At 48.1% G+C, this 21,460-nt stretch carries 23 protein-coding genes; all 23 read left to right on the top strand.

All coding sequences use genetic code 11. The features are described 5' to 3' along the window. The first annotated feature begins 149 nt into the window (after positions 1 to 149). The 23 genes from gpr (at position 150) to QMA39_RS06690 (ending at position 21,410) form a co-directional block, all read left to right on the top strand. Positions 150 to 1,235: a GPR endopeptidase gene (gpr, locus tag QMA39_RS06800; protein ID WP_027955340.1), complete on the top strand. Its 1,086-nt coding sequence runs from the start codon at positions 150 to 152 to the stop codon at positions 1,233 to 1,235. A gap of 84 nt (positions 1,236 to 1,319) precedes the next feature. Beyond that, complete coding sequence (locus QMA39_RS06795) at positions 1,320 to 2,474, top strand: stage II sporulation protein P (protein WP_281658262.1); 1,155 nt, start codon at positions 1,320 to 1,322, stop codon at positions 2,472 to 2,474. Positions 2,475 to 2,486: 12 nt separating this feature from the next. Beyond that, a complete protein-coding gene (locus QMA39_RS06790) occupies positions 2,487 to 2,813 on the top strand; it encodes a hypothetical protein (protein WP_281658261.1) in 327 nt (108 codons plus the stop codon). A 93-nt stretch (positions 2,814 to 2,906) separates the two neighbouring features. Next, positions 2,907 to 4,721 (top strand): translation elongation factor 4, encoded by a 1,815-nt coding sequence (gene lepA, locus QMA39_RS06785; RefSeq protein ID WP_206935247.1) that lies wholly within the window; start codon positions 2,907 to 2,909, stop codon positions 4,719 to 4,721. A gap of 73 nt (positions 4,722 to 4,794) precedes the next feature. Continuing rightward, positions 4,795 to 5,934, top strand: a complete 1,140-nt coding sequence (hemW, locus tag QMA39_RS06780) for a radical SAM family heme chaperone HemW (RefSeq protein WP_281658260.1) — start codon at positions 4,795 to 4,797, stop codon at positions 5,932 to 5,934. 99 nt (positions 5,935 to 6,033) lie between these two features. Further along, positions 6,034 to 7,056 carry a heat-inducible transcriptional repressor HrcA gene (hrcA, locus tag QMA39_RS06775; protein ID WP_206935241.1) on the top strand — a complete coding sequence of 341 codons (1,023 nt, stop codon included), beginning with the start codon at positions 6,034 to 6,036 and terminating at the stop codon, positions 7,054 to 7,056. Between the two features lie 125 nt (positions 7,057 to 7,181). Further along, a complete protein-coding gene (grpE, locus tag QMA39_RS06770) occupies positions 7,182 to 7,727 on the top strand; it encodes a nucleotide exchange factor GrpE (RefSeq protein WP_027955346.1) in 546 nt (181 codons plus the stop codon). A 40-nt stretch (positions 7,728 to 7,767) separates the two neighbouring features. Then, positions 7,768 to 9,597: a molecular chaperone DnaK gene (gene dnaK / locus QMA39_RS06765; RefSeq protein WP_027955347.1), complete on the top strand. Its 1,830-nt coding sequence runs from the start codon at positions 7,768 to 7,770 to the stop codon at positions 9,595 to 9,597. A 146-nt stretch (positions 9,598 to 9,743) separates the two neighbouring features. Next, positions 9,744 to 10,871 (top strand): molecular chaperone DnaJ, encoded by a 1,128-nt coding sequence (gene dnaJ, locus QMA39_RS06760; protein WP_206935645.1) that lies wholly within the window; start codon positions 9,744 to 9,746, stop codon positions 10,869 to 10,871. Positions 10,872 to 11,009: 138 nt separating this feature from the next. Then, the gene (gene prmA / locus QMA39_RS06755; protein ID WP_206935238.1) at positions 11,010 to 11,948 is read left to right on the top strand and encodes a 50S ribosomal protein L11 methyltransferase; all 939 of its coding nucleotides are present in this window, start codon (positions 11,010 to 11,012) and stop codon (positions 11,946 to 11,948) included. A gap of 6 nt (positions 11,949 to 11,954) precedes the next feature. Continuing rightward, positions 11,955 to 12,701, top strand: coding sequence for a 16S rRNA (uracil(1498)-N(3))-methyltransferase (locus tag QMA39_RS06750; protein WP_281658259.1), 747 nt, complete (start codon positions 11,955 to 11,957; stop codon positions 12,699 to 12,701). 88 nt (positions 12,702 to 12,789) lie between these two features. After that, positions 12,790 to 13,461, top strand: a complete 672-nt coding sequence (gene deoC / locus QMA39_RS06745) for a deoxyribose-phosphate aldolase (protein ID WP_206935232.1) — start codon at positions 12,790 to 12,792, stop codon at positions 13,459 to 13,461. A gap of 78 nt (positions 13,462 to 13,539) precedes the next feature. After that, positions 13,540 to 14,106 carry a flavin reductase family protein gene (locus QMA39_RS06740; protein ID WP_281658258.1) on the top strand — a complete coding sequence of 189 codons (567 nt, stop codon included), beginning with the start codon at positions 13,540 to 13,542 and terminating at the stop codon, positions 14,104 to 14,106. A 93-nt stretch (positions 14,107 to 14,199) separates the two neighbouring features. Then, entirely contained in the window at positions 14,200 to 14,373 is a 174-nt protein-coding gene (gene rpsU, locus QMA39_RS06735) for a 30S ribosomal protein S21 (RefSeq protein ID WP_027955353.1), read from the top strand. A 20-nt stretch (positions 14,374 to 14,393) separates the two neighbouring features. Beyond that, positions 14,394 to 14,840, top strand: a complete 447-nt coding sequence (locus QMA39_RS06730; protein ID WP_027955354.1) for a GatB/YqeY domain-containing protein — start codon at positions 14,394 to 14,396, stop codon at positions 14,838 to 14,840. Between the two features lie 158 nt (positions 14,841 to 14,998). After that, positions 14,999 to 16,306 (top strand): nodulation protein NfeD, encoded by a 1,308-nt coding sequence (locus tag QMA39_RS06725; RefSeq protein ID WP_281658388.1) that lies wholly within the window; start codon positions 14,999 to 15,001, stop codon positions 16,304 to 16,306. Further along, a complete protein-coding gene (gene floA / locus QMA39_RS06720) occupies positions 16,303 to 17,292 on the top strand; it encodes a flotillin-like protein FloA (RefSeq protein WP_027955356.1) in 990 nt (329 codons plus the stop codon). The genes QMA39_RS06725 and floA overlap by 4 nt, the downstream gene beginning before the upstream one ends. 28 nt (positions 17,293 to 17,320) lie before the next feature. Beyond that, positions 17,321 to 17,854: a hypothetical protein gene (locus QMA39_RS06715; protein ID WP_206935223.1), complete on the top strand. Its 534-nt coding sequence runs from the start codon at positions 17,321 to 17,323 to the stop codon at positions 17,852 to 17,854. Positions 17,855 to 17,924: 70 nt separating this feature from the next. Beyond that, on the top strand, positions 17,925 to 18,218 hold the full coding sequence (yqfC, locus tag QMA39_RS06710) for a sporulation protein YqfC (protein ID WP_027955358.1): 294 nt from the start codon (positions 17,925 to 17,927) through the stop codon (positions 18,216 to 18,218). A gap of 5 nt (positions 18,219 to 18,223) precedes the next feature. Then, complete coding sequence (yqfD, locus tag QMA39_RS06705) at positions 18,224 to 19,405, top strand: sporulation protein YqfD (RefSeq protein ID WP_027955359.1); 1,182 nt, start codon at positions 18,224 to 18,226, stop codon at positions 19,403 to 19,405. Between the two features lie 2 nt (positions 19,406 to 19,407). Beyond that, entirely contained in the window at positions 19,408 to 20,370 is a 963-nt protein-coding gene (locus QMA39_RS06700; RefSeq protein ID WP_027955360.1) for a PhoH family protein, read from the top strand. Positions 20,371 to 20,587: 217 nt separating this feature from the next. Further along, the gene (gene ybeY, locus QMA39_RS06695; RefSeq protein ID WP_027955361.1) at positions 20,588 to 21,055 is read left to right on the top strand and encodes an rRNA maturation RNase YbeY; all 468 of its coding nucleotides are present in this window, start codon (positions 20,588 to 20,590) and stop codon (positions 21,053 to 21,055) included. Continuing rightward, complete coding sequence (locus QMA39_RS06690; protein ID WP_027955362.1) at positions 21,030 to 21,410, top strand: diacylglycerol kinase; 381 nt, start codon at positions 21,030 to 21,032, stop codon at positions 21,408 to 21,410. The genes ybeY and QMA39_RS06690 overlap by 26 nt, the downstream gene beginning before the upstream one ends. Positions 21,411 to 21,460: the final 50 nt, after the last annotated feature.

Below are 21,460 nucleotides of genomic sequence, written 5' to 3'. Positions count from 1 at the left end.
CTAGGTAAAAACAAAAGACTCATTCATATCGAACAAGAGACATTTTACCAGAGCAGCGAGGTGTTTTCAATACTTATCTCATTCCTTATCTTATCATCTGCATAGTTTTCTTCTGCTTGGGAGAACATTTGAGTAAGGAGGCTGACGATATGGAAGAACAATTACACTACTCCATCCGCACGGATCTGGCGCTTGAAGCGCAGGAAATGAATGTTAAGGATGATCCGTCATCCTCAGACAGCGACGGGGTGGAAGTTCATGAAAATAAGAAAAATGATATTACCATTACGTATGTGACCGTAGATGAAGCGGGGGCAGAAAGAATTGGTAAAAAACCAGGACACTATGTGACGTTGGAATCCCTGGCCATCCGCAAACAGGATAAGGAACTTCAGGAAAACCTGGCAGAAACGATGTCGGTTCAATTGAGAAAATTAATGGAAGCTTGCGGCATTAAAGATATGGACAGAGGCTTGATTGTCGGGCTCGGAAATCATAATGTAACCCCGGATGCTCTTGGACCGCTTGTTACCGAAGATGTCTACGTGACCAGTCATCTGTTTGAACTGCACCCGGAAACGGTTGCGGAGGGGTGGCGCCCGGTTTCTGCAGTGACACCGGGAGTGATGGGGGTCACAGGGATAGAAACGAGTGATATGGTCCATGGAATCATCGAGGAGATCAAGCCAGATTTTGTCCTCGTTATTGACGCATTGGCCTCCAGATCCATCAACCGGATTAATGCTACCATTCAATTGTCGGATACAGGTATTCACCCAGGATCCGGTGTCGGAAACAAACGAAAGGAAATCAGCCGGGAAACGTACGGCATTCCTGTCATATCTATAGGTGTACCAACAGTTGTGGATGCCGTTACCATTACGAGCGATACGATTGACTATGTTCTCAAGCACTTCGGCCGTGAATGGAGGGAGAAAGACCGTCCCTCCAACGCATTGTCCCCTGCCCTCAATCCATTTGAAAGAAAAACACTGACAGAAGAAGACCACCCTGATGACGAACAAAGCCAGGCGGTGATGGGCATGTTCGGTCAGCTTGCGGCGCACGAGAAAAAGCAGTTGATCAAGGAAGTCCTGACCCCTCTTGGTCACAATTTGATGGTGACCCCGAAGGAAGTCGACAGTTTTATCAAGGATATGGCCTGTGTCATTGCTGCCGGGATCAACGGCGCGCTTCACTCCGGAGTAGAAGACGGCCGGCTGGAGTCATACTGAAATAGAAAAAATGATAGAGACCGGTTCTATGAAAATCCTCTTTCTCATACCATTTACTAGATGTGTATGAGAGGAGGATTTTTTATGTCCCGTTACCCGGACAAGTGGAAAAAGGCGGACAAAAACGTAGTGAAGCGCGGGACCCGGTGGGTGGTTCTGAGTGTCACGATCCTGATTCTATTATTCATTGGTATCGGTGTGCTTACTGGTGCGAAAACGACCTACCGGCTGTATTCCGATACGATACAGGAGTGGACGGCGAAGTTAAAAGGGGGATCCTTCATCTACCTGTTTGAAATGGAAAACCGTGTGTTTAAGGACGCGCATCCAGAGGGGAACCGGATCCCGGGTCTCACCTCCCTCTCTTTTCAATTGCTGACAAGTCTGACTCCCAATGATCCACGAAGCCTGCTCGGCAGAGAGATTCCCGGGCTGTCCTCCTACAACAGTCAGATTATTATTGCCGGGCAGGGGACGGACTTTTCTACACTGCCGATTGAATCAGAGCCACCGCTTGAAGTAGAGGATCGTGGAGAAGAAGGGGATATAGAGGAGCAGGAGGATCCTGGTACAGATCAGGAAGCTGAACCGGCGGGCGAAGACTCTGTCTATATTTACCATACGCACAATACCGAATCCTTTTATCCTCATCTCCCAGACGAAACGACCGTGTACGATGGGAAAGTGAACATCACCCTTGTGGGAGACCGCTTAGGACAGAGTCTGGAAAGAAGAGGGGTTGGAGCGGTGGTGGATAAAACAGATGTAGCCGCCCTCCGGAGCGAAAATGGTATGGAGTACTACCAGTCCTACGATGCCGTCCGTCCGGTTGTGGAAGAGGCGGTAAGCTCCAACGGTTCGTTGACCTACTTCTTCGATCTTCACAGGGACAGTCTTGCAAGGGAGCACACAACGACAACGATCGATGGAAAGGATTACGCTCGTTTCGCTTTTGTCATTGGAGCAGAGCATCCAGGTTATGAGAAAAACCTGGCCTTTGCCACTGCCCTTCATAACAAGCTGGAGGAAACATATCCAGGCATCAGCCGGGGAGTTATTACGAAAAAAGGGTCAGGCGTCGATGGCGTCTACAATCAGGATATCAACCCGAATGCCATTCTTATCGAGTTCGGCGGGGTTTATAATAATCTGGATGAATTGTACCGTTCTGCGGATATCATGGCTGAAGTATTCAGCGATTACTACTTTGATGAACAAAAAGTAACGACAGAACCATAAGGAGGGACGATCATGAAGGGACTGGCCGGTCTGATCATCCTGTTCGGCGTCTTTATTGCTGGAGCTTTGTATGGCGTTGAGAAGAACAATGAAAAGTTTGATGAGGCCGCGCCTGTCCATCAGGACCGTGTGGAGGAGGAAAAAGTGGAAACAGAAAGCGGGCAGACCTCCTCCCAAACAACAGAACAAATCCCCACGGATGAAAAAGACTGCCGCCCATCTTTTCAAGAAGAAGACGTCCCCTGGATTACCCGTCTCGCTGCAGGGATCGGGGAAGGAGTGGCGGTCACGTTCAACGGTTTGATCGTCGTGGCTTCGGAAATCATGCAGGCAGGCTGACACGTCCTGCTTTTCTATGCCATTGAATAATCCGGGGGATACTGCTATAATCAACCTAGATATTTGTGTCGAATTCAGTAGGAGTGATTTAAGTTGACAGCACAAAACAAACAGGAGAGGGTTCGGAACTTTTCGATTATTGCCCATATCGACCACGGGAAATCGACATTGGCGGACCGTATCCTAGAAAAAACAAAAGCCTTAACCCAGCGTGAAATGAAAGAGCAGTTCCTTGATGCTATGGATCTGGAACGTGAGCGCGGGATTACGATTAAACTGAACGCCGTTCAATTGAATTATGAAGCGAATGACGGTTTGGATTATACGTTTCACCTGATTGATACACCGGGCCACGTCGATTTTACATATGAGGTTTCCCGAAGTCTTGCTGCCTGCGAAGGGGCGATCCTCGTCGTCGACGCTGCACAGGGAATCGAAGCCCAGACGCTTGCGAACGTGTATCTGGCGTTGGAAAACGATTTGGAAATCATCCCGGTAATTAACAAAATCGACCTTCCTGGTGCGGATCCTGAGCGGATTAAGCAGGAAATCGAAGACGTGATCGGCATTGATGCGTCCGATGCGATCCTTGCGTCAGCTAAAGAGGGAGTCGGCATCGACGAAATTCTGGAGCGGATCGTGACCGATATTCCTGCACCGGAGGGCGGTGTCAAAGACCCGACGAAAGCGTTGATCTTTGATTCCCTCTATGATTCCTACCGCGGTGTCGTTGCCTATGTCTGTGTCCGTGAGGGCTCTATTAAAATGGGCGACAAAATAAAAATGATGGCAACAGGCAAAGAGTTCGAAGTGAATGAACTCGGCGTCTTCCGTCCGACTCCGACTCAGAAAAAAGAACTGACGGTCGGTGATGTCGGTTACTTGACAGCCTCCATTAAAAACATCGGAGACAGCCGTGTGGGTGACACGATTACGCTGGCCTCCAACCCTGCGGCTGAACCGCTTCCGGGTTACAAGCGTATGAATCCGATGGTATTCTGTGGGATGTATCCGGTGGATGCCAGTAAATATAACGATCTTCGTGATGCGTTGGAGCGTCTGGAATTGAACGATTCCTCCCTGCAGTTCGAAGCAGAGACCTCCCAGGCGCTTGGGTTTGGTTTCCGCTGTGGTTTCCTCGGAATGCTGCACATGGAAATCATCCAGGAACGGATCGAACGCGAATATAAAATCGACCTTATTACCACAGCTCCGAGCGTTATTTATAAGGTTTCGACGACAGACGGTTCTGAAATGAATGTCGACAACCCGTCCATGATGCCTGATAATCAGACATTGGATGAGGTGCAGGAGCCTTTTGTCAGGGCTACGATAATGGTTCCGAATGATTATGTTGGTCCGGTTATGGAGATCTGTCAGCGCAAGCGCGGAAACTTCATGGATATGCAGTATCTTGATGACAACCGTGTCAACATCGTATATGAAATTCCATTGTCTGAAATTGTCTATGACTTCTTCGATTCCTTGAAGTCCCAGACGAAAGGATATGCGTCCTTTGATTATGAACTCATCGGCTACCGTGTATCCAACCTTGTGAAAATGGATATCCTTCTGAACGGAGACACCATTGACGCGCTTTCCTTCATCGTGCACAGAGATTTCGCCTACGAGCGCGGGAAGCTGATTGCGGATAAGTTAAAAGAACTCATTCCGAGACAGCAGTTCGAGGTTCCGGTCCAGGCTGCAATCGGAAACAAAATCATCGCCCGTACGACGATCAAGGCGATGCGTAAGAACGTCCTTTCCAAATGTTACGGAGGAGATATCTCCCGTAAGCGTAAACTGCTTGAGAAGCAGAAGGAAGGGAAGAAGCGCATGAAGATGGTAGGCTCTGTGGAAGTTCCGCAGGAAGCCTTCATGTCTGTGCTTGATTTGAACGAAGACTAAACGAACAGACTTACTATAAAGACCGCAGGAGACTATTCTCTTGCGGTTTTCCTTATGAAAGGTGGAAACATCCATGAATATCCCATCCGCTTATATACACATTCCTTTCTGTCAGCAGATCTGCCATTACTGCGACTTTACGAAGTTCTTTTACAATGAACGGCTGGCAGATGAATATTTAGAAGCATTGGAGAAAGAAATTCACACGTACATCCCGGGGGAGAAGGCCCGCGTGCGCACGATCTTCGTAGGTGGAGGTACCCCTACAGCCGTCAATCATAAGCAGTTGGAAAAACTGCTGAAGATGATTGATGATCACTTTGATACCGCCTCCTGTGAGGAATATACATTCGAAGCGAACCCGGGAGACCTTGACGTGGAGAAAGTACGTCTGCTGAAAGCCTACGGGGTGGATCGGATTTCTCTCGGTGTCCAGGTTTTTGATGATGAGATGCTGGAAAAAATCGGACGTGTACACAAAGTGAAGGACGTCTATACGAATATTGACCGTCTCGTACAGGCGGGCCTTACCAATATAAGCATTGACTTAATGTATGCTCTTCCCGGCCAGACGGTGGAAGACTTCGAAAAAACGGTGGATGAAGCGGTCCAGTTCGGTCTGCCTCACTATTCGTCCTATTCACTGCAGATTGAACCGAAAACGATTTTTTATCAACGCTATAAAAAAGGGAAACTGACAAAAGCGCCGGAAGAGGATGAGGCCGAGATGTATGAGCTGCTACAGCGTAAACTCGGTGCCGCCGGAGCCCATCAGTATGAGATCAGCAACTTCGCCCTTCCTGGGTTTGAAAGCAAACACAACCTGACATACTGGAATAACGAGTATTACTACGGAATCGGGGCAGGTGCCCATGGCTATATGCCTGGAAAACGAACGATCAATATCCGTCCGCTTCCAGCCTATGTGAAAAAGGCAGGAGAAGACGGAAAGCCGATTCTTCACGAAGAACCCATCACAACCAAGGAAGAAATGGAAGAAGAGATGTTCCTCGGATTGAGGAAAACGCAGGGCGTATCCATCGAGCAGTTTTACGAAAAATACCAGAAGCCCATGGATGACGTTTTCGGTGACGCACTGGGTATATTGAAAAACAGGCAGCTGATTCAGGAAAACAACGGGTTTATCCAGCTCACACCACGGGGAAGAATCCTTGGGAACGAAGTGTTTCAGGAATTCCTTCTGGACGAATGAAAAATTGATGGTTTTCCGTTGACATCACCGAACCCTTTTGATAATTTATTATTAGATTTAGCACTCACTTTAAACGAGTGCTAACAGAGGTGATCATCGATGTTAACAGATAGACAATTGCTGATTTTGCAAGTGATTATTGATGATTTCATTCTGACCGCTCAGCCGGTAGGATCGCGTACCATAGCGAAGAAAGAAGCTGTAACGTTCAGCTCCGCTACGATACGTAACGAAATGGCCGACCTTGAGGATCAGGGGTTTATTGAAAAGACCCATTCCTCATCCGGAAGGGTGCCTTCTGAAAAAGGCTACCGCTTTTATGTCGACCATCTGCTTTCTCCATTGCGGTTGTCCCAGCAGGAAATCGTTACGATCAGAGATGCCTTTAATGATAAAATGATGGAATTTGAAAGAGTGGTTCAAAAATCGGCGGGGATCCTGTCTGAAATGACCAACTACACGTCCATCATACTTGGGCCGGAAGTTTTTGAAACGAAGCTGAAGCAGCTCCAAATCGTTCCGCTCTCTGATCACTCTGCGATTGCCATCCTTGTTACAGACACCGGGCATGTGGAGCACAGGGCTTTCAATGTACCTGTGGAAATGAAAGGCACCGACCTTGAGAAGATGGTCAACATCCTGAACCAGCGTCTGCAGGGGGTTCCCCTTGTCAAGCTGCACGAGAAGCTCTATACGGAAATCAACGCCTTGTTAAGACACCATACAGAGCACCACGAAGAAGCGTTCGCTTATTTAAGAGCCGCTCTTGTGGAAGACCACCCGACGAAGCTTTACATCGGTGGTAAGACGAACATTCTCATGCAGCCGGAATTCAGGGATCTTGAAAAGGTCCGGTCGCTTTATGCTACGATTGAACAGGAAAATGAAATGGCTGATCTGCTGCGTTCCGGTCAGGAAGGCATCCAAGTCAGAATAGGTCAGGAGAATCCATTCGATTCCATGCAGAACTGCAGCCTGATAACGGCCACCTATCATCTTGGCAACAACCAGATGGGGACCATCGCTTTATTAGGTCCGACGCGCATGGAGTATAACCGGATGTTTTCATTGATGAATGTACTATCCAAGCATATGACCAATACGTTCCGGGGCTGGTATTAACCCTGCGGATGGCATAAAGAGGATGGGCGGGGTTTCCCATCGCTTCTTTTTGTGTGATGCTTTTTTAGGATATAGATTCATGTTATATTCATTAACGGTGTAATGGATAGTAGGAGGTGGAAGTCATGGAAGAGAACAAACAGGAAATCATTGATGAAAAAGATGAACAGCATGAACCGGAAGAGGTTCAAGGTGAAGTAGTAGAAGAAACTGAAGAGTCTCAAGGTGAAACAGAGCAGCTCCGTCAGGAAAAAGAAGAGCTGAACAACCGTCTGGTTCGTCTTCAGGCAGACTATGATAATTTCCGCCGCCGTACTCAGAAAGAAAAAGAGGCGGATCGGAAATATCGATCCCAAAGTCTTATTGAAGAGCTGATTCCAGCTTTAGATAACTTCGATAGAGCCCTTCAGGTGGAAGTCGACAGTGACGCCGCCAAAAATCTTGCCAACGGTATGAAGATGGTCTACGACCAATTCAAATCCGCTCTTGAGAAAGAAGGCGTTGAAGTCATCCCTGCACAGGGAGAGGAGTTTGATCCACACCTTCACCAGGCAGTGATGCAGGTAGAGGATGAAAACTACGAATCCAATATCGTAGTGGAAGAGCTCCAAAAGGGCTATCGATTGAAAGACCGGGTTATCCGCCCGTCAATGGTAAAAGTAAACCAATAAAAAAACAGGTAGATGAGTACGTAAAGGAGGACATTCAACCATGGGTAAAATCATTGGTATTGACTTAGGTACAACGAACTCTTGTGTGGCAGTGATGGAAGGTGGGGAAGCGAAAGTTATCCCTAACCCTGAAGGTAACCGCACAACGCCATCCGCAGTGGCATTCAAAAATGGAGAACGTCAGGTAGGGGAGGTTGCGAAGCGTCAGGCAATCACCAACCCGAACACTCTTCTTTCCATCAAGCGTCACATGGGTACAGACTATAAGGTGGAAGTTGAAGGAAAAGAGTACACACCTCAAGAGGTTTCTGCAATCATCCTTCAATACATCAAGAACTATGCTGAAGATTATCTTGGAGAAACCGTTGATAAAGCGGTTATCACAGTTCCAGCCTACTTTAACGATGCTGAGCGTCAGGCAACCAAAGATGCCGGTAAGATTGCTGGTCTTCAGGTAGAGCGGATCATTAACGAGCCAACAGCTGCAGCATTGGCCTACGGCATTGACAAGGAAGACCAGGATCAGACGATTCTTGTTTATGACCTTGGCGGCGGTACGTTCGACGTATCCATCCTTGACATCGGTGACGGTACTTTTGAAGTAGTTTCCACAGCTGGTGACAATCGTCTGGGCGGAGACGACTTCGACCAAGTCATTATCGACCACATGGTAGCTGAATTCAAAAAAGAAAACGGCATTGACTTGTCCCAGGACAAAATGGCAAAACAACGCTTGAAAGACGCAGCTGAAAAAGCGAAGAAAGATCTTTCCGGCGTTGCACAGACACAAATTTCCCTTCCGTTCATCACAGCAGGGGAAGCTGGACCGCTTCACCTTGAAATGAACTTGACTCGTGCGAAATTTGAAGAGCTTGCTTCTGATCTTGTTGAGCGTTCCATGAAGCCGACACGTCAGGCGCTTAAAGATGCCGGCATGAGTGCTGGAGACATCCACAAAGTCATCCTTGTTGGTGGTTCTACACGTATTCCAGCTGTACAGGAAGCCATCAAGCGTGAAATCGGCCAGGACCCTTCCAAAGGCGTAAACCCTGACGAAGTGGTAGCTCTTGGTGCCTCTATTCAGGGTGGTGTCCTTCAAGGGGACGTAAAAGATGTTGTGCTACTTGACGTCACTCCACTTTCCCTGGGTATCGAAACGATGGGCGGCGTAACGACGAAGCTGATTGAACGAAACACAACGATCCCTACAAGCCACTCCCAGACGTTCTCTACAGCGGCGGACAACCAGACAGCTGTAGACATTCACGTCCTTCAAGGGGAGCGCGAAATGGCTCAGGATAATAAAACTCTTGGACGCTTCCAGTTGACGGATATCCCACCGGCACCACGCGGGGTACCACAAATCGAAGTATCCTTCGACATTGATGCCAACGGTATTGTAAATGTCCGTGCGAAAGATCTTGGTACGAACAAAGAGCAGTCCATCACAATCAAATCTTCTTCTGGTCTTTCTGATGACGAAGTAGAAGAGATGGTTCGTCAGGCAGAAGAAAATGCCGAAGAAGACAAGAAAAAGCGTGAGACTGTTGAACTTCGCAACGAAGCTGATCAGCTGATCTTCACAACAGACAAGACCATCAAGGATCTTGGTGAGCAGGTCAGTGAAGAGGAAAAACAAAAAGCAGAAACAGCTAAAGAAGAACTTCAAACAGCCCTTGAAGGCGAAGACCTTGATGCAATCAAGGAGAAGAAAGACGCTCTTCAGGAGCAGGTCCAGGCTCTTTCCGTTAAGCTTTACGAGCAGGCACAGGCGCAGGCTGAAGCCCAGCAGGGTGAACAGTCAGGCGGAGCCGATGAAGATGTCGTAGATGCTGACTATGAAGAAGTCAACGAAGACGATAAGAAGTAAGATAGCGTAGAAAAAAGTCAAAGTCAGGGTCTTCTTGACTTTGACTTTTTTAATGAATAAGAAGGGGAAGCGGCGACAGTTGCCCGCCCCACCCTTCAATGTTAATATTAACGTTATGCAATAGCGTCCGGGAGAGTGATCTACAAGTGAGTAAACGTGACTATTATGAGGTGCTTGGTGTATCCAAGGATGCCTCGAAGGATGAAATTAAGAAAGCCTACCGTAAGCTGGCTCGTCAATACCACCCAGACGTCAGCAAAGAGGAAAATGCTTCTGAGAAATTCAAGGAAGCAAAAGAAGCTTATGAAACCTTGAGTGATCAGCAGAAGAGAGCGCAGTATGACCAATTCGGCCACGCCGGTCCGAACCAGGGAGGCTTCGGCGGATTTGGCGGTGGAGCGGAAGACTTCGGTGGCTTCGGCGATATCTTTGATATGTTCTTCGGCGGTGGAGGCCGTCGCCGTGATCCGAACGCACCGCGTAAAGGTGCCGATCTTCAATACACGATGACCCTTCAGTTTGAGGAAGCCATCTTCGGAAAATCCACAGATATTGAAATTCCTGTTGAGGAAGAATGTGATACGTGTGATGGATCCGGAGCGAAGCCGGGGACCACTCCGGAAACATGTTCCCATTGTCAAGGCTCCGGTCAGATTAATCAGGAACAGAACACACCATTCGGCCGTGTTGTGAACCGTCGTGTCTGTCATCACTGTCAAGGAAGCGGGAAAATTGTTAAGGATAAATGTAATACCTGCGGTGGAGACGGCCGTGTGAAAAAACGCAACAAGATCCATCTTGATATTCCGGCAGGTATTGATGATGGACAGCAGATCCGTGTGCAGGGCAAAGGGGAAGAAGGAGCCAACGGCGGACCAGCGGGAGACTTGTTTGTCGTCATCCGTGTCCAGCCTCATGAATTCTTCCAGCGCGAAGGCGACCATATCTTCTGTGAAGTACCCCTGACTTTCGCTCAGGCAGCTCTTGGGGACGAAATCCAAGTGCCGACGGTTCATGGGAATGTGAAGCTTAAAATTCCTGCCGGTACGCAGACTGGCAAAACGTTCCGCCTGAAGGAAAAAGGGGCACCGAATGTTCATGGCCGTGGTCAGGGCGATCAGCACGTGAAGACGAAAGTCATCACACCGAAAAACCTGACCGAACGTCAAAAGGAGCTGCTTCGTGAATTCAATGACATTAGTGGCAACGAAGCGGCTGAAGAACAGCACGGCAATTTCTTTGAACGAATGAAGCGCGCATTTAAAGGCGATTAAGGACGTATCAGAGTCTGTACGATGGAAGCTGCAGGTGATTTTTATCCAATGTCCTGTTTTTCATCGTACAGACTTTTTTTGAGAGGGAAGAAAGGGCCTGCGGGCTTTTTTAGAAATAAGAGAAGAGGGTGGAGTGTAATGAAATGGTCTGAAGTCTGTGTTCATACGACGACAGAAGCGGTTGAACCTGTATCAAACATCCTGCATGAATCCGGTGCCAGCGGAGTGGTTATTGAGGATCCTGCGGATATGCAGCGTAAAAAAACGAAGCTTGGAGAAATATACGAGTTGAACCCTGCCGACTATCCGGCTGAAGGTGTTTATGTTAAAGCTTATATGCCTATGAACAGTTTTCTTATGGAGACCGTCGATGGAGTGAAGAAAACCATCAGCAATCTGACTGAATTCGGCATTGATATCGGCCGCAATGAAGTGACGATCCAGGAAATCCATGAGGAGGACTGGGCAACAGCTTGGAAAAAGTATTACAAGCCCGTTAAAATATCCGAAAAAATCACCATTATCCCTGAGTGGGAGGATTATACCCCTGTATCCAGTGATGAAATTATCATAGAAATGGATCCCGGGATGGCCTTTGGTACAGGGACTCACCCGACAACGGTGCTGAGCATCCAGGCGCTTGAGCAGTACCTGGAAAAGGGAGATGTCGTCGCTGATGTCGGTGCCGGGTCCGGGATTCTGAGTGTCGCTTCCGTCCTCCTTGGAGCCGAGCATGCGTACGCCTACGACCTGGACGATGTGGCTGTTTCGAGCACGAAGAATAATGCCATATTGAACGGGGTCGAAAACCAGGTGACTTCCGAAGTGAATGATCTGCTTGAAGGTGTGGATTGGGAAGCGGATTTGATCGTTTCCAACATTCTGGCTGAGATTATTGTGAAATTCACAGATGATGCGTTCCGCGTCGTGAAACCAGGCGGCTATTTCATTACATGTGGAATTATCTCTGCCCGCAAGGAAATGGTGCGCGACCGTTTAATTGAATCAGGCTTCGACATTGTGGAAACAAATAAAATGGAAGACTGGATCAGCATTATCGCTAAAAAGCCGGAGTGAACCCCTATGCAGCGTTATTTTATAGACGCTCCGTATTGGAGTGACACGTCGGTAACCATTGCCGGGGATGATGTCCATCATATCAACAGAGTGATGAGGATGGGAGAGGGCGACCAGCTCATTGCGGTCCATCCTGTCCATGGACCTGCTGCATGTAAGATTGACAGCCTCTCTGAGGAGATTGTCTGCTCCATCACCCGCTGGATTGAAGAAGATCGTGAGCTGCCGGTCAAAGTGACTGTCGCCGCAGGCTTAGGTAAAGGGGACAAGCTGGAGCAGGTTGTTCAAAAGGGGACAGAGCTTGGCGCATTCTCCTTTATCCCCTATCAGGCTGACCGCTCTGTGGCCAAATGGGATGGGAAAAAGGCGCCCAAGAAAATTCAGCGGCTGGAGAAGATTGCGAAAGAAGCAAGCGAACAGTCAGAACGGACAGTCATCCCTTCTATCTCCGGACTTTATTCCATGAAGGACATTACTGACTTGAAAGCATCCCATGACTGGTGCTTGTTCGCCCATGCAGAGGAAGCGAGGAGTGAGTCAGAGCAGGAGTTTTCCGAAGTTCTGCGCGGCATTCGACCAGGCGATTCCATCGCTGTCATTTTTGGTCCGGAGGGCGGCTTTTCTGAAAAAGAAGTGGAAGCCTTCAAGAATGCCGGGTTTTTATCCATCCGGCTGGGACCTCGCATTCTGCGGATGGAAACAGCCCCGCTTTACTTTTTATCCGCTTTGTCCTACATGTTGGAGGAAGCATAAACCACTTCGTTAACTCTCGCAATCAAACCGCTTTCATGCTAAGATAGTGGAGAGGTACGTACAACCTATGATAAAGGAGCGTTTAGAAATGGAACAAAATCTTGCAAAAATGATTGATCATACACAGTTGAAACCAGATACACCGAAAGAAAAAATTACACAGATTTGTGAGGAAGCCAAAGAGAGCGGCTTCATGTCTGTCTGTGTCAACCCATACTGGGTGGAATACTGCGCAGAACTGCTGGCGGATACAGATGTAAAAGTCTGCACAGTCATCGGCTTCCCGCTTGGAGCAGTTACGAAAGAAACAAAAGCTTTCGAAACGAAGCAGGCCATTGAAAAAGGAGCCACAGAAGTGGACATGGTGATCAACGTTGGAGAGCTGAAATCAGGAAATCACGACAACGTGCAGCAGGATATCGAAGCTGTCGTTCGTGAAGCTGAAGGAAAAGCTCTTGTGAAAGTCATCATTGAAACATCCCTGCTGACGGAAGAAGAGAAAGTGAAAGCTTCTGAATTGGCGAAAGCAGCTGGAGCTGATTACGTGAAAACATCCACTGGATTCTCTGGTGGTGGAGCAACCGTGGAGGATATCAGCTTGATGCGCAAAACCGTAGGACCGGACATGGGGGTTAAAGCCTCTGGAGGCGTCCGTGATTATGAAGGAGCTAAAGCGATGATTGAAGCCGGCGCTACACGTATTGGTGCAAGCTCTGGTAAAGCAATTATCAGTGGTGGACAAGGGACATCTGATTATTAAAATGTCGAAAGCGGCCTCTTACGGCCGCTTTTTTTAATTTCCTTTTTTTGATACACTATTTAAAAAAGGAAGAATGGAATGGAAAAACAACCATTGAAAATGCACAGCTATCCAGGGATGGTGGCCGTTGTAGGCAGTGAGTATGATGGAGAAGTGAATTTCATGTCAGCTGGGTGGCATTCCTTTTTATCTATGGACCCGCCGATGTATGGAGTGGCGGTGGGAAGAGAACGTTATTCCTATCAGCTGATCCGGCAGGCCGGTGCATTCACGATTAATTTTCTGCCCTATGAGGAGGCGGCTTTTATTCAATATGCAGGAAGTACTTCCGGGGTGGATACAGATAAAGCTTCCAGTTTCGGTCAGGCATGGAAAAGAGGGAAGGACGGAGGGCCGGTCCTGGAGAAGGCCTACCTTACTTATGAATGCAGCCTTGATCAGGTGCTTCCAACTGGAGATCATGACTGGGTGACCGGGTCCATTACCGCCTGTTCCTATATTCCTGAAATTTTTAATGAAAATGGTCTTCCCAATTTTAAAAACCTGCACATTCCTTTGTATTTAGGTCGTTCCGAGTACATAAAGCTTGATGAAAAGATAAAAAAACAATCCTTTATCGACCCTTTTTCTTATAAAAAAAGTTGACCATCCTTAAACCATATACTATAATTGTCAAAGGTATGGGAGGTCCCATACAAGAGAAACAGTTTTGTTTGCTTCGGAGGGAGGGAAATTAGCATGTCAAATACAACTCGCGTTCGTAAAAACGAGTCTCTTGAAGATGCTCTTCGTCGCTTTAAGCGTTCTGTATCAAAGAGTGGTACATTAGCGGAATATCGTAAGCGTGAATATTACGATAAGCCTAGCGTACGCCGTAAGAAAAAGTCTGAGGCGGCTAGAAAGCGTAAGTAATCAAAGAGGGTGTTGAATAGATGACGATCACTGACCGTCTGACCCAGGACATGAAAACAGCCATGAAGGCGCGGGATAAGGAAAAATTATCTACGATCCGCATGGTCCGTGCTTCTATGCAAAATGAAGCAATTAAATTGGGTAAAGATTCATTATCTGAAGAAGAAGCATTGACTGTTTTATCTCGTGAGGTAAAGCAGAGAAATGATTCCCTCCATGAATTCAAAGAAGCTGGACGTGACGATCTTGTAGAAGGACTCGAGCGTGAAATTGAGATTTTACAAGTATATATGCCGAAACAGCTCACTGATGAAGAACTTGAACAGATTGTCAATGAAACAATCGAGGAAGTAGGAGCTGCTTCCAAGAGCGACATGGGCAAGGTGATGAGTGCCATCATGCCTAAAGTAAAAGGCAGAGCCGATGGTTCACAGGTCAATAAGTTCGTTCTTCAGCAATTATCGTAAATATAAAAGGCCTCTCTGTAGAAAGAGAGGCCTTTTTATTTTTAACGAAACTTTTTGTTTTGTCATTCGTATAGGAAGTATACGGAGGGGAAGATAAAAGAGGGGGTGATTGTTCGATGACACGTACTTGGCGTTTACGACTCTGGCTGACATTGTTTATGCTTGGAACCGCAGCTTCTTTGGTGCTCAGTTTCGATTTTGCTGCAGCAGAAGGAGAAGGAGAAACCGTTTACGTCATTCCAGTTGAAGATACCGTTGAACGTGGAATGGCTGCTTTTCTGAAGAGGACCACAGGGGAAGCTGAGGAAAATGGTGTCGATCACATTATTTTTGAAGTGGATACACCCGGAGGCCGTGTTGATGCGGCAGGAGAAATTGGAGAAATTTTCCAGGATCTTGATATACCTAACACAGCGTTTGTAACGAGCCGTGCCTACTCGGCGGGTTCCTACATCGCCTTGAATGCCGATAGCATATACATGAAGCCGCAGGCGACTATGGGGGCTTCCGGAGTGATCAACTCAGATGGGACAGCGGCTGATAAAAAGGCCCAGTCCGCCTGGATTTCCTCCATGGCTGCTGCAGCAGAAACGAATGGAAGAGATCCACTCTATGCCCGTGCCATGGCCGATGCAGCCGTTGATCTTCCCGATTACGGGGCTCCTGAGGGCGAGTTCCTTACCCTGGGACCGGGAGAAGCAGAAGAAGTCGGCTATGCAGAAGGAATTGTCGAAGACCGGAACGAATTATTAAATGAGCTTTCTTTATCCGGGGCGGAAGTGGTGGAACAGAATCCGACACTGTCAGAAAACGCAGCCCGTTTTCTAACAGATCCCGTTGTCATACCGATATTATTATCAGTCGCAAGTCTCGGGCTTGTGGTGGAACTTTACTCACCAGGGTTCGGGATACCGGGAACAATGGGGGCTACAGCCCTTGTCCTGTTTTTCTACGGTCATATTGTTGCCGGTCTGGCCGGCTATGAGGCCATTATCTTACTCGTACTGGGGATAGGTCTTATTGTTGCCGAATTCTTTCTGCCTGGTGGGATAGCCGGAATTGCCGGGGTGGCGGCCGTCGTCTTTTCCCTGATGCTTTCTTCAGCGGATATGGGACATATGGCGATGAGCATTGGTATTGCGCTTCTGGTAACTGTAATTGTATCCGTAATCCTGTTTAAGACGATGGGGCTTGAACGTGGCTTTTTCCGGCACATCATTCTGAATGATTCCACCTCATCCGAGCAGGGGTATGTTTCATCGGTTAACCGTCTGGATCTGATCGGTCTGGAAGGGACGGCCGTGACGCCGCTGCGGCCTTCGGGAACCGCTGAATTTGACGGGGAACGGCTGGACGTCGTTACCGAAGGTGTCTTTATCGGAGTGAATCAGAAAGTGAAAATTAAGAAAACCGAAGGATCACGAATCGTGGTCCGTGAACTGAAAAAAGAGGAGGAAACAACGTGACATTGCAGGAACTCATGCCGATTATCATTATCGGTATCATTATTATCGTACTGGCTGTGCTCTTCACATTTATCCCGGTCATGCTCTGGATCAGTGCCCTGGCTGCCGGAGTTAAGATCAATATCTTTACGCTTGTTGGAATGAGATTGAGAAGGGTTATTCCTTCCCGCGTCATCAACCCGTTGATTAAAGCCCATAAAGCCGGCGTCAACGTCAACACCAACCAGCTGGAAAGCCACTACCTTGCCGGTGGTAACGTCGACCGTGTGGTCAATGCGCTGATTGCCGCTCAGCGTGCGAATATCGAACTGAGCTTTGAACGCTGTGCTGCGATCGATCTGGCCGGCCGTGACGTTCTGGAAGCCGTACAGATGAGTGTCAACCCTAAGGTTATTGAAACACCATTTATCGCTGGTGTAGCGATGGACGGAATTGAAGTGAAAGCCAAAGCGCGTATCACCGTTCGTGCTAATATCGACCGTCTTGTCGGTGGTGCTGGTGAAGATACCGTGATCGCCCGTGTTGGTGAAGGAATTGTATCGACCATCGGTTCCAGTGAAAACCACAACAAAGTATTGGAAAATCCGGATCGTATTTCTCAAAACGTATTGAGCAAAGGGCTGGATGCGGGTACGGCTTTTGAAATCCTCTCCATCGATATTGCTGATATTGATATCGGTAAAAACATCGGTGCGATTCTTCAGACCGACCAGGCAGAAGCAGATAAAAACATCGCTCAGGCGAAAGCAGAAGAACGACGTGCGATGGCCATTGCGCAGGAGCAGGAAATGCGCGCCCGCGTACAGGAAATGCAGGCGAAGGTTGTGGAAGCAGAAGCCCAGGTTCCTCAAGCCCTTGCAGAAGCTCTTCGTTCCGGAAAAATGGGCGTTATGGATTACATGAACTATCAGAACATCAATGCTGATACGGATATGAGAAATACTCTCGGCCGCACATCAGACGAAGAAGCGGAAGAAGATAAGTAAATCCTCGCTGACTTAAAGGAGCATGCATATGGCAGATCTTATTGAATTGATATTCAGTAATTTTGTCATCGTCGCTGCGATTATCGGTGGAATTATCAGCTGGTTCAGCGGGATGTCAAAAGAAAAGGATCAAAAGCCGGGAGCTCCGAAGAAACAAACGGCGCCCCGTCCTTATCCGAATAAGTCCCAGGGGGAACCGCAGCAGGAAAAAGAGGGTCAGCAAGATAAAGGAGGCCGTCTCCGTGAGTATTATGAAGAAAAACAGAAGCGTCTGGAAGAAATAGCTGAAAAATCAAGGTCTGACGCTTCTGGATACAACAATAACCGGACCATAACGGATTCTCCGGTCTATAACGCAGAGAAATCCAGCCCTATGGAGGAAAACCCTCCGGCTGGGCGGAAAGCCTCGACAAAGGCTCCTCCGTTAACGATGGAGGGCCCTCTGGTAGAGCAGGCGCGGAAGTGGGATAAGAAAAAACTGGCCGAAGGAATTGTCATGGCTGAAATCCTTGGACCCCCGCGTGCGCACAAGCCGCATCGCTCGCACCCCCGAAAAAGATAGACGAACGCCCGAATTGTAGTGATACAATTCGGGCGTTTTTCGTATAAATGAAAAGAAGGGGGGGCGTTGTATGCCAAAATGGCAGCAGCAGATTAGAACATGGATCGGCCGTTACTTTGACCTTCCGGCTGATGTGATGCTGGATTTACCACGAATTACTACGATCGGCTCCATACATGTCTACATAGAAAATCATACAGGCCTCCTGCATTTTTCAGAGGAAGAAGTAAGGATTCAATACAAAAAGGGCCAGGTCCGGATTGTTGGCAGAGACCTCGGGGTGAAAATGATGCTGAAAGAAGAACTTCTCCTGGAAGGAGAGTTGAAATCTGTTGAGTTTTTTCCTGATTCCAAAGGAGGGTGAGTCTTATGGGAAACCAGCGGGGATATTTTGAAGGTGTGTTAACCATCGAGGCTTCCGGTCCACTGCTGGAACCTTTTTTACAGGCGTGCACACGGCGCGGGTGCAGGGTGACCAGCCTGAGGCGACTGGACGAAACGACTGTCCGCTTCACCATCCGGCTCAAGGATTGGAAAATTCTCCGGTCGCTCCGGAGAAAATACAAGTGCCGCCTGACCATTAAGGAAGGGAAGGGCGTTCCTTTTTTATACAAGCTCATGCGGAGGCGGCTTTCCGTGGCGGCGGCATTTCTGGCTGCGCTCGTTCTCGTCTTTCTGGCGGCGAATACATTGTGGTCGATCAAGGTCGAGGGATTGACGCCTGAATTAGAGGCAGCAGTTGAAAAGAAACTGAACACTTATGGGGTATCCCCGGGACGGTTGACCATCGGAATGAAGGATCCAAACGATATCCAGCAGCAGCTGTTGGAGGATATTCCGGATCTGTTATGGATCGGGGTGAAAAAACAAGGGACAAGCTACCATTTGTACGGTGTGAAAAAGACCAGGCATGATACGAATCAGGACAACCAGCCCTCCAACCTCGTCGCATCAAAGAAGGGGATGATCGTTCAGACCTTTATAAAAAAAGGCCGGCCGCTTGTGTCTGTCTATGATGTCGTAAAGAAAGGACAGGTCCTCGCCACAGGTGAACTCGTCGAAGAAGGAGAGACGTTTGTCCACACAGAGGGGGATGTTACAGCGGAGACATGGTACAGGGTGGAGCAGGAGCTTCCCCTTCAGCAGATCATAACACTCACTGACGGCACAGTTGAAACCGAGTATCACTTGAAAATTGGAGGCTGGTCTGTTCCGGTATGGGGGTGGTGGCGCGGAACAGATGGAAGCTACAGAGACGAAAATGTAACAACAGACTGGAGGGTTTTTTCTTACTCACTCCCTTTGAACATGAAGCGCGTAGACCATTTCGCCATTGATACAGGAGCGATGGAATCATCCCGTAAGGAAATAGAGAAAATAGGACGGAAGGCTGCGGGGCAGAGCCTGCTGCAGGAGCTTGAACCGGGAGCAGAAATCAAAGACGAAAAAGTTTTGCACCTTAGTGAGGAGCATGGTAAAGTAAAATTAATCCTATTGTACAAAGTTTATGAAAACATTGCAGAGACCAAGTATATTAGTCAAGGAGATTGAGTATGCCGGAAGAGTTGAAAACAATGGACATCCAATTGGATAATACAACAGAAACTCTGGCCCTGTTCGGGACAGAGGACCGTAATTTGAAGCAAATTGAAGAACAGCTGCAGGTGACGATCATCTCCCGCGGCGGCCAGGTCCGGGTGTCCGGGCAGGCGGAACATGTTCAATTAGTTGAGGATATTCTTCTGAGTGTCCTTGCTCTGATCCGTAAAGGACTTTCCGTAACAGAGCGAGACATTGTCTACGCCGTGGAACTGGCTAAAAAAGGAAAAATCAATCAGTTTGAAGCGTTGTTTGAAGACGAAATCACGAAAAACTCTAAAGGTAAGTCCATCAGGGTGAAAACTCTCGGACAGCGGAATTATATTGCTGCCATTAAAAATCATGATCTTGTATTCGGAATCGGCCCGGCCGGAACCGGAAAAACATACTTAGCTGTCATTATGGCCGTCAATGCCCTGAAAAATGGAGACGTAAAAAGGATCATCTTGACACGCCCTGCCGTTGAAGCCGGGGAAAGCCTTGGTTTCCTGCCCGGGGATTTGAAGGAAAAAGTGGATCCTTATCTACGGCCGCTGTATGATTCTCTTCATGACGTTTTCGGAGCAGAACACACAGCAAGACTGATTGACCGGGGAACGATTGAGATCGCCCCGCTTGCCTATATGAGGGGCCGTACCCTGGATGATGCGTTTGCCATTCTGGATGAAGCGCAGAATACCACCCCTGAACAAATGAAAATGTTCCTCACCCGCCTTGGCTTTGGATCGAAGATGATCATCACCGGGGATATTACCCAGGTTGACCTGCCGAAAGGTGTCAAGTCCGGGCTGCGTGTAGCTGAAGAGACGCTTGGCTCTGTCAAAGGTGCATCGTTCATTAAGCTTGATCAGTCGGACGTTGTCCGTCACCCGCTTGTACAGAGAATCATTGATGCATATGAAGGCGATAAACAATAAGACCCTCCCCGGGTCTTATTTCTTTTTGTGTCCGCTTACCATGAACCATTTGCCTTGGAGCATGACACCCTATATGATAGGGGGAGAGGGGAGCTTTTCACTTGGAAAAGCGGGTTTATGGCCGGAAAGAAAAAGATCCATCATAACATCCCCTGCAGCAGACGCAGTTACTTTACATGAGGCTGAAGAAGCCCTTAAATAAGGAGGAAGACAAGTGATCACCATTGATTTTCACGATGAAACGAACTCTGTAGACGAAGCTTTTGTTGATATGATCCAGCGCATACTTGAATTTGCAGGCGGACGGGAAGGCATCACCGGAGATGCTGAAGTATCGGTAAGCTTTGTTGACAATAAAGAAATTCAGGAACTCAACCGCAACTACCGACAAAAGGATGAGCCGACAGACGTCATTTCCTTTGCCATGCAGGAGACAGGGGAAGGCGAAGTGGACATCCTGGATGAAAACCTGCCAATGATGCTCGGTGATATCGTCATCTCTGTGGACAAGGCCAAGGAGCAGGCGGAGGATTATCATCACTCTCTGGAAAGGGAATTCGGCTTCCTTGCTCTTCACGGATTCCTTCACCTGCTGGGATATGATCATCTGAATGAAGAGGATGAAAAGAAGATGTTCACCCGCCAGGAGGACATTCTCCGTGAATTCGGGCTCCAGCGATCCTAAGAAAAAAGGAATAGGATTTGCCTATGCATGGAGGGGCATCAAACTGGTCTGGACATCGGAGCGGAATTTCCGCATTCATGCTGCGGCTGCCATCCTTGCCTTAACAGCAGGCGGAATTCTGCGGTTATCCTTAGTGGAATGGGCTGTACTTACGGTTACAATTGCTTTGGTCCTGACATTAGAGATGGTTAATTCCGCTATTGAAAAACTGCTGGACCACCTCCATCCGGACCGTCACCCTGCCGTGGGTGCTGTCAAGGACGTGGCAGCAGGGGCCGTACTTACGGCTGCCGGTGGATCTGTGGTCGTAGGTGTTTTCCTGTTCGGGCCTAAGCTCCTTGCTTTATTGATGTAACGGTAAACCTTACGGGATGTTATAATAGAATACAGAAGAACCTAAAGGTT

The organism is Halobacillus sp. Cin3, assembly GCF_947311855.1.
Lineage (GTDB): Bacteria > Bacillota > Bacilli > Bacillales > Halobacillaceae > Halobacillus > Halobacillus kuroshimensis.
Note: the sequence above shows the minus strand (reverse complement) of the source record. Positions and strands in the feature narration are given on the sequence as shown.